Origin of the sequence: Herbiconiux dendrobii (genome assembly GCF_052048175.1) — a bacterium.
Taxonomy (GTDB): domain Bacteria; phylum Actinomycetota; class Actinomycetes; order Actinomycetales; family Microbacteriaceae; genus Herbiconiux.
The window spans coordinates 15055-28111 of record NZ_JBLZQV010000007.1 but is presented as its reverse complement, the minus strand read 5'-3'; the positions used below and the strand labels follow the sequence as shown (position 1 = coordinate 28111).

General features: G+C 68.9%; 14 protein-coding genes. 7 read left to right on the top strand and 7 right to left on the bottom strand.

The window, feature by feature from the left end; translation table 11 throughout:
• The first annotated feature begins 11 nt into the window (after positions 1-11).
• From ACN4JJ_RS18045 to ACN4JJ_RS18030, 4 genes are read left to right on the top strand one after another with little or no spacing between them, the layout of a single operon-like run.
• The gene (locus ACN4JJ_RS18045) at positions 12-329 is read left to right on the top strand and encodes a DUF3099 domain-containing protein (RefSeq protein ID WP_440711282.1); all 318 of its coding nucleotides are present in this window, start codon (positions 12-14) and stop codon (positions 327-329) included.
• Positions 326-550, top strand: coding sequence for a hypothetical protein (locus ACN4JJ_RS18040; protein WP_440711281.1), 225 nt, complete (start codon positions 326-328; stop codon positions 548-550). The genes ACN4JJ_RS18045 and ACN4JJ_RS18040 overlap by 4 nt, the downstream gene beginning before the upstream one ends.
• On the top strand, positions 547-1389 hold the full coding sequence (locus ACN4JJ_RS18035) for an SURF1 family cytochrome oxidase biogenesis protein (protein ID WP_440711280.1): 843 nt from the start codon (positions 547-549) through the stop codon (positions 1387-1389). Before ACN4JJ_RS18040 ends, ACN4JJ_RS18035 begins: the two co-directional genes overlap by 4 nt.
• 33 nt (positions 1390-1422) lie before the next feature.
• Positions 1423-1794 carry a hypothetical protein gene (locus ACN4JJ_RS18030; protein WP_440711279.1) on the top strand — a complete coding sequence of 124 codons (372 nt, stop codon included), beginning with the start codon at positions 1423-1425 and terminating at the stop codon, positions 1792-1794.
• Here the strand turns inward: ACN4JJ_RS18030 and ACN4JJ_RS18025 are convergent.
• Together ACN4JJ_RS18025 and ACN4JJ_RS18020 are read right to left on the bottom strand one after the other, a co-directional pair.
• Positions 1767-3365, bottom strand: coding sequence for an ABC-F family ATP-binding cassette domain-containing protein (locus ACN4JJ_RS18025; protein ID WP_440711278.1), 1599 nt, complete (start codon positions 3363-3365; stop codon positions 1767-1769). The genes ACN4JJ_RS18030 and ACN4JJ_RS18025 overlap by 28 nt on opposite strands.
• Complete coding sequence (locus ACN4JJ_RS18020; RefSeq protein WP_440711277.1) at positions 3283-6117, bottom strand: rhamnan synthesis F family protein; 2835 nt, start codon at positions 6115-6117, stop codon at positions 3283-3285. Before ACN4JJ_RS18020 ends, ACN4JJ_RS18025 begins: the two co-directional genes overlap by 83 nt.
• Positions 6118-6223: 106 nt before the next feature.
• Here ACN4JJ_RS18020 and ACN4JJ_RS18015 point away from each other — a divergent pair, with 106 nt between their 5' ends.
• The 3 genes from ACN4JJ_RS18015 to ACN4JJ_RS18005 are packed head-to-tail and all read left to right on the top strand — an operon-like array spanning position 6224 to position 8981.
• Positions 6224-6934: an LbetaH domain-containing protein gene (locus tag ACN4JJ_RS18015; RefSeq protein ID WP_440711276.1), complete on the top strand. Its 711-nt coding sequence runs from the start codon at positions 6224-6226 to the stop codon at positions 6932-6934.
• Entirely contained in the window at positions 6883-7995 is a 1113-nt protein-coding gene (locus tag ACN4JJ_RS18010; protein WP_440711275.1) for a DegT/DnrJ/EryC1/StrS family aminotransferase, read from the top strand. The genes ACN4JJ_RS18015 and ACN4JJ_RS18010 overlap by 52 nt, the downstream gene beginning before the upstream one ends.
• On the top strand, positions 7992-8981 hold the full coding sequence (locus ACN4JJ_RS18005; protein ID WP_440711274.1) for a glycosyltransferase: 990 nt from the start codon (positions 7992-7994) through the stop codon (positions 8979-8981). Before ACN4JJ_RS18010 ends, ACN4JJ_RS18005 begins: the two co-directional genes overlap by 4 nt.
• A 3-nt stretch (positions 8982-8984) precedes the next feature.
• Here the strand turns inward: ACN4JJ_RS18005 and ACN4JJ_RS18000 are convergent, their stop codons facing one another.
• From ACN4JJ_RS18000 to sufB, 5 genes are read right to left on the bottom strand one after another with little or no spacing between them, the layout of a single operon-like run.
• Positions 8985-9314 carry a metal-sulfur cluster assembly factor gene (locus ACN4JJ_RS18000; protein ID WP_291054089.1) on the bottom strand — a complete coding sequence of 110 codons (330 nt, stop codon included), beginning with the start codon at positions 9312-9314 and terminating at the stop codon, positions 8985-8987.
• Between the two features lie 4 nt (positions 9315-9318).
• Positions 9319-10083 carry a Fe-S cluster assembly ATPase SufC gene (sufC, locus tag ACN4JJ_RS17995; protein WP_440711273.1) on the bottom strand — a complete coding sequence of 255 codons (765 nt, stop codon included), beginning with the start codon at positions 10081-10083 and terminating at the stop codon, positions 9319-9321.
• Position 10084: 1 nt separating this feature from the next.
• Positions 10085-10411 carry a non-heme iron oxygenase ferredoxin subunit gene (locus ACN4JJ_RS17990; RefSeq protein WP_291054085.1) on the bottom strand — a complete coding sequence of 109 codons (327 nt, stop codon included), beginning with the start codon at positions 10409-10411 and terminating at the stop codon, positions 10085-10087.
• Between the two features lie 3 nt (positions 10412-10414).
• Positions 10415-11620 (bottom strand): Fe-S cluster assembly protein SufD, encoded by a 1206-nt coding sequence (gene sufD / locus ACN4JJ_RS17985; protein WP_440711272.1) that lies wholly within the window; start codon positions 11618-11620, stop codon positions 10415-10417.
• Positions 11621-13039 carry a Fe-S cluster assembly protein SufB gene (sufB, locus tag ACN4JJ_RS17980; RefSeq protein WP_440711271.1) on the bottom strand — a complete coding sequence of 473 codons (1419 nt, stop codon included), beginning with the start codon at positions 13037-13039 and terminating at the stop codon, positions 11621-11623.
• Positions 13040-13057: the final 18 nt, after the last annotated feature.

Genomic DNA, 13057 nt, shown 5'->3' with positions numbered 1-13057 from the left:
TAGAGCGAATCATGAAGAGCGCCCAGCAGTCCCTCACGAGCCTTCCGCCCTCGCCCGACGACGAGCGGCGCAAGCGCATGATCAAATACCTGATCACCATGGGCATCCGCATCGTCTGCCTCGTGCTGATGCTGTTCGTGAAGGGGTGGTGGCTGGCCGTGGTCGCCGCCGGCGCCATCCTGCTCCCCTACTTCGCAGTGGTGCTCGGCAACGTGGGCACCTCGAACATGCGGCGTCACGAGAAGCCGAGCGAGATCGAGCTGTACCGCCCGGTCGTGCCGCCGGCTGAGCCTGCTGCGGCGGGCCCGGATGCGGGACCGCGGGCATGATCGGACTCGGTCTCGAGCCCTCTGCCGAAGAGTGCTCGCGTGCGAGCTGCCGCGCCGACGCGGTCTGGCGGATCGAATGGCGCAACCCCAAGATCCACACCGAAGATCGCCGCAAGATCTGGCTGGCCTGCGACGACCACGTCGATTACCTGCGCGAGTTCCTCGCCGCGCGCGACTTCCCGCTCGAGGTACTGCCGATGAACGGGGCGGTGAGCGCATGACCGGCGGCTGGCGCTTCCTGCTGAGCCGGCGGTGGGCGGGGTATCTCGCACTCACGGTGGTGTTCGCGATCGTCTGCGTGATGCTCGCCATGTGGCAGCTCGCCCGGCGCGACGAGGCGGTCGCCGAGATCAACCGGGTGGCCGAGAACTTCGACGCCGACCCCACTCCGCTCGCCGATGTGCTCCCCGAGCTGGACTCGTACGACGTCTCGCAGGAATGGCTCACCGTCTCCATGACCGGCCACTACCTCGTCGACGACCAGACCCTCGTGCGCAACCGACCGCTCGGCGGCGACGTCGGTTTCGACGTGCTGGTGCCGTTCCAGCTCGCGAATGGCGACGTATTCATCGTCGACCGCGGTTGGGTGCCCACCGGCCAGAAGCAAGATGTTCCGGATGCCATTCCCGCGGCTCCCACGGGCGAGATCACCGTCGTCGCTCGTCTCAAGGCCGGCGAGCCGCACCTGGACAATCGGGGAGCCGTGGCGGGTCAGATCGCCACCATCGAGCTGCCCGTGCTCGCGGACCAGGTGGGTCAGCCCACCTACACGGGTGCCTACGGCCTCCTTGCCTCCGAGGATCCGGCCCCGGCCGAACGGCCCATGGCCATGCCCAAGCCGACGCCGGATGAAGGCGCACACCTCTCGTACACGTTCCAGTGGTTCTGCTTCGGCCTGCTCGGTTTCGTCGGGCTCGGCTACATCATCCGGCAGGAGTTCCGTCGGGTGAACGAAGACGATCCGGAAGAGCAGGAGCGCGCAGCCGAGCGCGAGCGCAAGCGCCTGGCCAAGAAGAGCGACGCTCAGGTCGAGGACGAGATCCTCGACAGCCGGAGTTGAATAACGCCGAGCTTTACTCATTACACTGTCTGGATGACCGCATCAAATGAGCTGAGCAGCATCTGGTGGCACGACATTCCGATCTCCGCCCTTCGGCTGAGCGGCCCATCAGTGGAGATCGACGTCCTCGCCTATGACGAGGACCTGCAGACGGCCAGACCGCTGTCACTCACCGTCACAGAAGCCGAGGCGATCGAATTCTTTCTCCCGCACCCGGTCACCGGCGCTGCATTGGAGCATCTGGAGGTGACGTCGTTCGACTACGTCATTCGCCGATCGGGCACCGACGGGGTCATCGGCATCATCCCCGGAAACAGCGGAGCTCTGTGGCGGATCGAGTTCCGGCGGGCGGTGGTGCGTTTGACGCCTCGGGTTGATCAGGCCAGCGAGATCAGGTCGGCGTAGTCCTTGTTCCAGTGGTCTTCCACGCCGTCGGGCAGGATGAGCACGCGCTCGGGGTTGAGTGCCTCCACCGCACCCTCGTCGTGGCTGACCAGCACGACCGCGCCCTCGTAGTGGGCCAGAGCATCCAGGATCTCGTCGCGGCTCGCCGGGTCGAGGTTGTTCGTGGGCTCGTCGAGCAGCAGCACGTTGGCACCCGACACCACGATCATGGCCAGGGCGAGTCGGGTCTTCTCGCCGCCCGAGAGCACACCGGCGGGCTTGTGCCCGTCGTCGCCGGTGAACAGGAACGAGCCGAGAACACGCCGGGCCTCGGTCTCGGTGAGGTTCGGTGAGGCGGAGACCATGTTCTCCAGCACCGAGCGGTTCACGTCGATGGTCTCGTGCTCCTGGGCGTAGTAGCCGATCCGCAGGCCGTGGCCGGGCTCGATCTGCCCGGTGTCGGGCGTGTCGGCCCCGCCCAGGATGCGCAGGAGCGTGGTCTTGCCCGCGCCGTTCAGCCCCAGGATGACCACCTTCGAGCCGCGGTCGATGGCCAGGTCGACGGCGGTGAAGATCTCGAGAGAGCCGTAGCTCTTCGATAGGTTCGACGCCATCAGGGGCGTGCGGCCGCAGGCGACCGGGGTCGGGAAGCGCAGCTTGGCCACGCGGTCGACCTCGCGCACCTCTTCGAGCCCGGAGAGCATCTTCTCGGCGCGCGCCACCATCTGGTGGGCGGCGGCGGCCTTGGAGGCCTTGGCGCCGAAGCGGGCGGCCTGCATCTGCAGCTGGCCGGCCTTCTTCTCGACGTTGACGCGCTCCTTCTTGCGGCGCTCCTCGTCGGCGGCCCGCTGACGCAGGTAGTTGCGCCAGCTCATGTTGTAGACGTCGATCACCTGGCGGTTGGCGTCGAGGTAGAACACGCGGTTCACGGTTTCGCCCACGAGCTCGATGTCGTGCGAGATCACGATGAAACCGCCGTTGTAGCTCTTCAGGAACTCGCGTAGCCACACCACGGAGTCGGCGTCGAGGTGGTTGGTCGGCTCATCGAGGATCAGCGTCTCGGCATCCGAGAACAGGATGCGCGCGAGCTCGATGCGGCGCCGCTGGCCACCCGAGAGCGTCTTCAGCGGCTGGTCGAGGATGCGGTCGGGCAGGCTGAGGTTGCTGGCGATCGAGGCCGCCTCGGCCTCGGCGGCGTATCCGCCCAGCGCGTCGAAGCGCTCGGTGAGGTTGCCGTACTTCTTCATGGCGGCGGCACTGACCTTGGGGTCGTCGGAGGCCATGGCCAGGGACGACTCGGTCATCCCCTCCAGCAGCGACCCGAGACCGCGGGCGTTCAGGATGCGCGTTCGCGCCAGCTCCTCGGGGTCGCCCGAGCGGGGATCCTGAGGCAGGTAGCCGAGCTCGCCACTGCGGTGCACGTCGCCCGCAGCGGGCTGCAGGTCGCCGGCGAGCACCTTCGTGAGGGTGGTCTTGCCGGCGCCGTTGCGGCCCACGAGGCCGACTTTCTCACCGGGGCCGACCCGGAAGGACACGTCCTCCATGAGGGTTCGTGCGCCGACCCGGATCGCCAGGTCTGAAACGCTGAGCACAGAGTTGTCCTAATCTTCTCGTGAGGGGGGAACCAACCAAGTTTACGCCCTCCCAGCCCCACCCCCCGACCGCCGCCCGCTGATCCGCCGGTGGGAGCACGAAGAGCTGCTCGAGACCGGCCACGGAACAGGAGACGCCGATCAGGCGCTCGACGGCGTGCGCGAGGGTGCCGTCGGTGGCGGCGGAGTCGCCGAACGCCTCGGGCGGGATCGCCAGCGCCTGCAGGGGGCGCAGCGCGCTCGAGCGGGCCCAGAACATCGAGCCGGCCGCGAACGAGAGGTAGCGGTCGTCGGGCAGCGGCGGCCAGCCGGCGTTCCAGGTGAGCACTTCGGCGATCGCGCGGTTCGGCCCCCACAGGACGGTGGGGCTGAGTCCCGAGAACCACGCCGGGCCGACCAGCCCCACCGTCGGCGAGTCGGCGAACAGGCCGAGGATGGCGTCGATCCCCTCCGAGCTCGGGAGAAGGCAGTCCAGCAGGTGGTCGAACCAGCCCGCCAGGTCGCCCCGGTGCGGCGAGCGTTTGGTGTGCAGGTGCAGCACCACGTCGTGCTCCGCATGTTCCGGCGCGAAGCCGAACACCTTCGGGGCGATGTCGCGCCCCTGATTCGGCACCACCCGCACCAGGGCCGAGGGCAGCATCCGCCGGATCTCGGCCGCCTTCCGCTCGTCGTCGGTGGACACGTACAAGGAGATCGGATGCTCGATCAGCGCCAGGCGGTCGGCGATGGCCCCCGCGAGGTCGACGTAGTACACGTGCACGAACACCCCGATGCGGCGCGGCAGTCGCACGGGTCCGTGCGGTGCGGGCGCCACGGGAGGCTGAGGCGGCTCGCCCCCACCGCGGAGGCGCCGCGGGCGCGGAGGAGGCGCCCCGGTGACCGCCCACCGAGGAGCAGCGCCCAGGTCGTGCTGGGTCACCCGGCCGATCCGGCGTCCGGCCAGCTCGAGCTCCTTCACCAGCTGCCACGGCTCCGCTCCCGGGCGCCGGAGGATGTGCAGATCCACCTCTTCGCTCACCGCGGACAGCAGCACCGGCGTGCTCACCCACGCGCGTGCACCGGGCCGGAGTGCGGCGACCGCCGCCGGCTCGGTGAGCACCGAAGCGGGCAAGATCTCGCGACCCTCCGCCGAGAGGGCGTCTTGCGCCACGGCGATCGACACCGGCCGCCGCGGCCGGGGCGCGAGCGCACCGGCGGAAGGCGCGAGCCTCTTCGCCCGCCTCACGGCGCGGTCCACCGAGTCGGCGACCGTGCGCGCGACGGCCGCCGGCACCGGGCTCGACCGCACATCGAGCACCATCAGGCGCGCCCGGGCCCGCCCCCGAGTGAGCCGTCCGACACTCACGGATGCGGGGGTCGCCTCGCCCAGCGCGCGCTCGAGGTCATCGACATAGCCGTCGAACGACCGGTACTCGCGCACGAAGGCGGCTCTGGCCTTGCGCGTCGCCGCCGTCTCCGTACCCAGTCGCCGCATCGCACGCTCGGCCACCTCGTCGGTGGTGTCCACGAACTCCCCCGTCGCCGCCGTGATCTCGGCGAGCTCGCGCAGCCCGATGTCGGCCGCCAGACCCACGAAGGGAACCCCGAGCCGGGCGGCATCCATCACCGTGGTGGGGCCGGGATCCTGGCGCGAGGTCAGCAGGTACACGTCGGTGGATGCGTACCAATCCCCCGCATCCGTGCGGAACCCGGGCAGCAGCAGACGCAGCCCCGAAGCCTGGGCCTCGGAGGCGAGCGAGCGGGCCCACGCCCCCAGGTCCCCCAGCCAGATGAAGCCGGCCAGCGGCTCCCGGGCGGCGATCGCCCGCGCCGCCGCCAGGAACAGGTCGAAGCCCTTGCGCTGATCGGCGTATCCGGCCCCCAGGAAGACCGGGTTGCCGTCGCCGAATCGCGAGGCGATCTCCCGGCGGATGCGCGCCGTCCCGCCGGCGGAGACCGCGGGCGCCTGCAGCCCGGGGAGAACGGTCTCGATGGCGGGCGCCGTCGCCGACTCCAGCAGACGGTTCAGCTCCGCCTCGATCCGCGGCATGGACGTGATCACGGTGTGGGCCTGGGAGATCGGCCCGAGCAGATCCTGGGCGAGGATGTAGTCCGGCATCTCGTGCACCAGCACCACCGATCGCCCGGCGACGCCCAGCCGCTGTGCGAGCAGTGCGCCCCACGAGGTGTTGGCCAGAACGGGCATCGACGGCGGCAGCTCGGCACCGAGCGCGCGCAGGTCCCAGCCCTCGTCCGCGATCAGCGTCGGGCCGAGCGCGGCGAACCGGGAGAAGAGCGGGCCACCCTGCTTGAGCACGAAGATCGGCGACCGGCCGCGGGCGCGCAACCGCGTAGCGATCTCCAGCAGCAGCAGCGGCCCTCCGGCCGAGCGGGCGTCGTTGCCGAGAAGCAGCACGGGGTTGAGCCGCCCGCGCAGGGCCGCCCGGATCCCGCTCCGGGTCTGTTCGTCGCTCGCGTCGATCACCCGCGGCGCATGTCCCCGCCGACGCCCTTCGGCCACGTAGTGCGTGAACGGGAAATCGCCCTCCAGCGGCAGGTGCGTGCGCCGGTAGAACTCGGCGTCGAAGTCGGGCCCGGGAGACCGGCCCTCGGCCTCGCCGTGCAGCACGAAGTGCGCCCACGCGGCCCCCGGACCGATCTCGGCCGCCACGTCGGGGTAGCTCGCGAGGTACCAGGCGGCATCGAACAGGGCCTCAGGATGCCCCGGGTCCAGCCGCGGGATGCCCACCGCATCCGGATTCCCTGACGCCACACTCGTCTCCGCCCCCGCGATGTTCCAAGCCCCGCGATACCGCCGTGCCGGATGTTCCCCGCCCGGGCACTGTCTCCGGTACCGCCCCTCACCCTATTCTGAAGAAGTGTATCGACCAGGGGGCGCCTCGATTCCGTCACGGATGCTGTGCTTCGGCACGAGCGGCACGTGTCTCCAGGTCGCCTTGGATCTCGTCTACCAGGCGCAGGGCTCCAGCGAGCTCGCCGGCTACATTTCCGACACCGACCCGCGCGCGACGCACGACGACGGCCTGCCGATCCTGAGCCTGGACGAGGCCTCGACCTGGGACGACGTGGGCGTCTTCGTGCCGATCCACGACCCCGTCGGCCGGCGCTCGGTGTTCGACCGGCTCACCGCCGCCGGGCTGCCGATCCTGGGGGCAAGGGGCATGCCGCACCTCTCGCATCCGAGTGCCCGGCTCGGCGAGGGCAGCATCGCGAACTGCACCACCCGCATCGGCTCCTCCACCACCATCGGACGCGGCGTCGTGGTGCTGGCCGACCTGGTGGCGCACGACGTCACCGTGGGCGACTTCTGCACGCTGGCCGTGCACAGCATCATCCTGGGGCACGTCGAGATCGGGCACGACGTCTTCATCGGCGCCGGCGCCGTCATCAAGAACGGCACGGCGGCCCGGCCGACCCGCATCGGCGACGGCGCGGTGGTGGGCATCGGCGCCGTGGTCGACCGGCACGTCGCACCCGGCGAGACCGTGGTGAGCCCGCGGGCGGTCAGCATCGCCGAATGGCAGGCGATGCGCTCGATGGCGAAGCGACAGCAGAGCGGATCGTCGTGACGGTCACGCTCGGCCAGCCGCTTCCGCCCGACCCCGCGGTCTTCGCCGATCTCGCCGAGGGGGTCTGGGCGCGCGGCCGCTGGTCGAACGGGGGCCCGCTCGTCGGCGCGCTGGAGCGTCGGCTCGAAGAGAGCGAGGGCTGGGCGCACGTGGTGGCCGCCGCATCCGGAACCACGGCCCTGACCGCCGCCCTGCTCGCACTCGGCCTCCCCCGGGGCGGCGAGGTCATCACCTCGCCGATGACCTTCCGGGCCACGCCGCTTGCGATCGAAGCGGCCGGGCTCACCCCGGTTTTCGCCGCGGTCGACCCGGAGACCCTCACCCTGGATCCGGATGCCGTCGCCGGCGCCATCGGCGACCGCACCGTGGCCATCCTCCCGGTGCACCTCTTCGGTGTCGCCGCCGACCCCGCGCTGGACGCCGTCGCCGCTTCTCACGGCCTCCCGGTGGTGTACGACGCCGCCCACTGCTCCGGATGGCCGGACATCGCCGGGCGCGGCGCGCTGACGGCGTATTCGCTGCACGCGACGAAGCTCCTGCACACCGGCGAAGGGGGCTTCGTGGCGACCGGCAGTGATCGACTGGCCGACGCTGTGCGACGGGTCGTGAACTTCGGCATCGACGGTGGAACCGATCCGGGGACGGGACTGAATGGCAAGCTCTCCGAGATCGCCGCCGCGGTCGGCCTCGCCACGCTGCCGAACGTCGCCGCGGAGGTGGCGGCACGAACGGCGCTGCGGGAGTCGTACATGGCGGCGGCGGAGTCCGGCAGCCGCGCGAGGCCGCATGCGCCGGGCCGTCGGCGGTCTCTGGTGATGGAGGTCGTGCGCTGCGATCCCTCGGATCAGGCCGCTCTCCTGCAGGAGCTCGCCGAACGCGACGTCGTGGCCCGCACGTTCCCGGCCCTCTGCGCCGCCGGCCAGCGCTACGCCGACTCCCCGCTGACGGGCGCGGGCGTCGGCGCGATGACGGCCCTCGCGAATTCGGTGATCGCCCTGCCCTTCCACGGGCGCGTGGACCGCTCACACTGCGAGGCCGTATCGGAGGTGCTCTCGAGATGACCGCTGAGATCCCGGACGCGGATCCCGTCTTCGAGCACGTGATCCTCACGCGCTTCAACGTGCGCTTCGCGGGCATCGAAGCCATGGGCGACGACTGGCTGGCCTACCGCTGGGCCTTCTTCCGCGACGCACTCGCCTCGGCGCTGGCCCGGCAGGCGGTGCGCGAGTTCCGCTGGCTCGTGTTCTTCGACATCGACACCCCGCAGTGGCTGCGCGAGGAGGTGGACGGACTCCGAGAGGGCCTGTTCGAGCCCACCTACGTCACCGGATGGTCGCCCGAGGTGGCGCGGCAGGCCGTGGCGGCCGTGAGCTCGGCACCCTTCCTGATCACGACCAGGATCGACAGCGACGACGCCGTCGCCGTCGCATTCGTCGCCGACGTGCAATCCCACTTCGACCGTCAGGAGGCGCTGTACGTCAACCTGCTCTGCGGGGTGCAGGTCGAGCGCACCGGCGAGCTGTACCGCTACGACGAGCCGTCGAACCCCTTCATCTCCTACATCGAGAAGCGGGTGGAGGGCGAATTACCGCGCACGGTCTTCTTCAGCCTGCGGCACGGCTGGAGCCGCCACTACGCGGATCTGCTGAACGTCGTGGGGCCGCCGCGGTGGATGCAGATCATCCACGGCACCAACCTCGCCAACGGCGTGCGGGGCCTTCGCGTGAGGCCCGAGCCGTTCGAGGCCGCCTTCGACCTCGAGCTCCCGTTCGATCGCACCGTCACGACCGCCCGGTACCGGCGCGAACGCCTGCGCAGCCGGGCCGATCTCGCACGGCTCTGGCTGCTGTACCCGCGCTTCGCACGCGAGACCGCTGTCACCCGCCGCCTGCGACGTGCAGGCACGCAGATACTTCCGAAGATCGACACCCCACCGCGCCTGAGGAGCTACCCCGCATGGCTGCGGCGGGCAGGCGCGCCCGTGCGCCGGGTCTTGCGCGACTCCGACGCGGCCCTGAGGAGGCGGCGGAACCGCAGGCGGAACTGAAGGCTAGATCGAGAAGCCGAGCGCCCGCATCATGTCGCGGCCGTCGTCGGTGATCTTGTCGGGGCCCCACGGCGGCATCCACACCCAGTTGATGCGGAACTGCTCGACGACGCCGTCGAGTGCCTCGGCGGTCTGCTCCTCGAGCACATCCGTCAATGGGCAGCCGGCCGAGGTGAGCGTCATGTTGATGACCAGGGCGTCTTGTTCGTCGTCCCAGCCCAGGTCGTAGATGAGACCGAGGTCGACGATGTTGACGCCGAGCTCGGGATCCATCACGTCTTTGAGCGCTTCTTCGATCTGATCGAAGCGCTGCGGTTCGAGTGTCGTGACCATTTCGTTATTCTACGGTCGCGCCGGTGAGAAAGCGATCGTAGCCCTCGTTCTCGAGGCGTACCGCGAGCTCCGGGCCGCCCTGCTCGGCGACCTTGCCGGCCACGAAGACGTGCACGAAGTCGGGCTTCACGTAACGCAGGATGCGGTTGTAGTGCGTGATCAGCAGGATGCCGAGGCCGGTGTTCTCCTTGGCCCGGTTCACGCCCTCCGACACGATCTTCAGCGCGTCGACGTCGAGTCCGGAGTCGGTCTCGTCGAGCACGGCGAACTTCGGCTTCAGCAGTTCGAGCTGCAGGATCTCGTTGCGCTTCTTCTCGCCGCCCGAGAAGCCCTCGTTGACGTTGCGCTCGCGGAACGACTTGTCCATCCGCAGCGCCTTCATCGAGGAGTCGAGGTCTTTGATCCAGCCACGGATGGCCGGCGCCTCGCCGTCGATCGCGGTCTTGGCGGTTCGCAGGAAGTTCGACACCGAGACGCCCGGGATCTCCACCGGGTACTGCATCGCGAGGAACAGGCCCGCACGAGCGCGCTCGTCGACCGTCTTGTCGAGCATCTCCTCGCCGTCGAGCTTCACCGAGCCGCCCTCGACGTGGTACTTGGGGTGGCCGGCGATCGCATAGGCGAGCGTGGACTTGCCCGATCCGTTGGGCCCCATGATGGCGTGGGTCTCGCCCTCGCCGATCGAGAGGTCGACACCGCGCAGGATCTGCTTGGTCCCCTGCTCGGTCTCGACGCTCACCTGGAGGTCTTCGATGGTCAGAACAGACATGCTAGTCAATCACTTTCGTCACGGTCGGGTCGATGTAGATGTCCCCGTCGATCACCTGGATCTCGAACACGGGGACGGGCTCGTAGGCCGGCAGCGTCAGGGGCTTGCCGGTCTCGAGCGAGAACTTGGAGCCGTGCGCCCAGCATTCGAGCGTGTCGTCCTCCACGAAGCCTTCGGCGAGCGAGATGTCGCCGTGGGTGCAGGTGTCGCCGATGGCGTGGCACTCCCCCGCACTGTCTTTCACGAGCGCGATGGCCACCCCGTCGACCACGACGCGCAGCGCCTGGTTCACGGGCACGTCATCGAACGCGCACACCTTCTCCGCCACGGCTCAGCGCACCGCCTGGGAACGCACCAGCTCGGCCTCGACGGCCTCGGAGAGCCGCTCCTCGAGAGCCGGCGATCCGATCTGCTGGATGATCTCGGCAAGGAAGCCGCGCACGACGAGTCGACGCGCCTCTTCTTCGCTGATGCCCCGCGACTGCAGGTAGAACAGCTGCTCATCGTCGAAGCGCCCCGTCGAGGAGGCGTGACCGGCACCCTGGATGTTCCCGGTCTCGATCTCGAGGTTCGGGATGCTGTCGGCGCGCGTGCCCTCGGAGAGAACCAGGTTGCGGTTCTGCTCGTAGCTGTCGGTGCCGTCGGCGTGCGGGCCGATCAGCACGTCGCCCACCCAGACGGTGTGCGCCTTCTCGCCCTGCAGGGCGCCCTTGTAGTTGACCCGGCTGCGCGTGTTGGCGGCGACGTGGTCGATGTAGGGCCGCTGCTCGAAGTACTGGCCGGCGTCGGCGAAGTAGAGGCCGAAGGAGTCGATCGACGCACCCTGCTCCACCAGGTGGATGGAGGGATTGACCCGCACGACCGAGCCGCCGAGCGACACGATGACGTGCCGCAGGTTGGCGTCACGGCCCACACGGGCGAAGTGCGAGGAGAGGTGCAGAGCGCTGTCGTCCCATTCCTGCACGGTCACCACCGTGAGCTGGGCGTTGTCGCCCACCACGATCTCGACGTTCTCGGAGAGATTGGCCGACCCGGAGTTCTCCAGGATGACGATGCCCTTGCTGTTCGGCACCGCCTCGATCACCACGTGCGCGGCGCGCGCCGATCCGTCGAACCGGTCGCGGCGGACCAGGGTCTCCTCGCCTTCCTCGCCGGTGACCTTGATGTGCAGCGCCTTCTCGAAGCGCGTCCAGGCGTTGGCCGAGGCGCGCTCCTCGGGAGCACCCGCCGAGCCGATCAGGGCATCGCTGCGGTCGATCCAGTCGACCGTGGCGCCGCCGGACTCGACGTAGCTGAATGCCGTCGGCGATCCGTCGAGCTCCTCGGTGGTGAGGTGCTTGATCGTCGCGAACGGAGCGAACTTCCATTCGAACTCGAGCCCGGTGATCTGGGCGAAGTCGTCCACCGAGGTCGAGGTGAAGCGCTCCGACCGGGTCTGGACGGGCACGAAGGCCGATCCGCCGTCCGAGTGGGCGACCAGGCCGTGCTGGCCGGGCTCGCTCTGGGCAGGTGCTGTGACAGTTGTTTCGGCGGCCATCTAGCCTACGGAGCCTTCCATGCCCATCTCGATGAGCTTGTTGAGTTCGAGTGCGTATTCCATCGGGAGTTCGCGGGCGATCGGCTCGATGAAGCCGCGCACGATCATCGCCATCGCCTCGTCTTCGGGAAGACCGCGCGACATCAGGTAGAACAGCTGCTCCTCGGACACCTTGGAGACGGTGGCCTCGTGACCGAGCTGGACGTCGTCGACCCGGATGTCGATGGCCGGGTAGGTGTCCGAGCGCGAGATGGTGTCGACCAGCAGCGCATCGCAGCGAACCGTGTTCGCCGAGTGGTGCGCGTTCTCCGACATCCGGATCTCGCCGCGGTACCCCGCTCGCCCACCGCCGCGCGCGATCGACTTGGAGACGATCGAGCTCTGCGTGTACGGCGCCATGTGGATCATCTTGGCACCGGCGTCCTGGTGCTGGCCGGGGCCGGCGAAGGCCACCGACAGGGTCTCGCCCTTGGCGTGCTCGCCCACCAGGTAGATCGACGGGTACTTCATGGTGACCTTGGAACCGATGTTGCCGTCGATCCACTCCATCGTCGCGCCCTCGTGGGCGATGGCCCGCTTGGTGACGAGGTTGTAGACGTTGTTCGACCAGTTCTGGATCGTCGTGTAGCGAACGCGGGCGTTCTTCTTCACGATGATCTCCACCACGGCCGAGTGCAGCGAGTCGCTCTTGTAGATCGGGGCGGTGCAGCCCTCGATGTAGTGAACGTACGAGCCCTCGTCGGCGATGATCAGCGTGCGCTCGAACTGGCCCATGTTCTCGGTGTTGATGCGGAAGTAGGCCTGCAGCGGGATCTCGACGTGCACACCCTTCGGCACGTAGACGAACGAGCCGCCCGACCAGACGGCCGTGTTCAGCGCGGCGAACTTGTTGTCGCCCGAGGGGATGACGGTGCCGAAGTACTCGGTGAAGAACTCGGGGTGCTCGCGGAGCGCGGTGTCGGTGTCCATGAAGATGACGCCCTGGGCCTCGAGGTCTTCGCGGATCTGGTGGTAGACCACCTCGGACTCGTACTGCGCGGCCACGCCGGAGACGAGGCGCTGGCGCTCCGCCTCGGGGATGCCGAGCTTCTCGTAGGTGTTCTTGATGTCGTCGGGCAGGTCGTCCCAGGTCTGGGCCTGCTTCTCGGTCGACCGCACGAAGTACTTGATGTTGTCGAAGTCGATGCCCGAGAGGTCGGCGCCCCAGGTGGGCATGGGCTTGCGACCGAAGATCTGGAGGGCCTTGAGGCGCGTCTTCAGCATCCACTCCGGCTCGCTCTTGAGATCGGAGATGTTCGTGACCACGGCCTCATTGATGCCGCGTTTCGCGGTGGCGCCCGCCGTGTCCGAGTCGGACCAGCCGAATTCGTAAACCCCGAGGTTCTCGAGTTCCGGTCGGTCGATGAGTACGTCTGACATGACTGACTCCCTTCCTTA

Coding starts and splice junctions, on each gene's coding strand:
- ACN4JJ_RS18000 (WP_291054089.1), bottom strand. CDS start 9,314: ATGGTCACGACACTCGAACCGCAGCGCTTCGATCAGATCGAAGAAGCG.
- ACN4JJ_RS18030 (WP_440711279.1), top strand. CDS start 1,423: ATGACCGCATCAAATGAGCTGAGCAGCATCTGGTGGCACGACATTCCG.
- ACN4JJ_RS18045 (WP_440711282.1), top strand. CDS start 12: ATGAAGAGCGCCCAGCAGTCCCTCACGAGCCTTCCGCCCTCGCCCGAC.
- ACN4JJ_RS18010 (WP_440711275.1), top strand. CDS start 6,883: ATGGCAGGCGATGCGCTCGATGGCGAAGCGACAGCAGAGCGGATCGTC.
- ACN4JJ_RS18040 (WP_440711281.1), top strand. CDS start 326: ATGATCGGACTCGGTCTCGAGCCCTCTGCCGAAGAGTGCTCGCGTGCG.
- sufC (WP_440711273.1), bottom strand. CDS start 10,083: ATGTCTGTTCTGACCATCGAAGACCTCCAGGTGAGCGTCGAGACCGAG.
- sufD (WP_440711272.1), bottom strand. CDS start 11,620: ATGGCCGCCGAAACAACTGTCACAGCACCTGCCCAGAGCGAGCCCGGC.
- ACN4JJ_RS18005 (WP_440711274.1), top strand. CDS start 7,992: ATGACCGCTGAGATCCCGGACGCGGATCCCGTCTTCGAGCACGTGATC.
- ACN4JJ_RS18035 (WP_440711280.1), top strand. CDS start 547: ATGACCGGCGGCTGGCGCTTCCTGCTGAGCCGGCGGTGGGCGGGGTAT.
- sufB (WP_440711271.1), bottom strand. CDS start 13,039: ATGTCAGACGTACTCATCGACCGACCGGAACTCGAGAACCTCGGGGTT.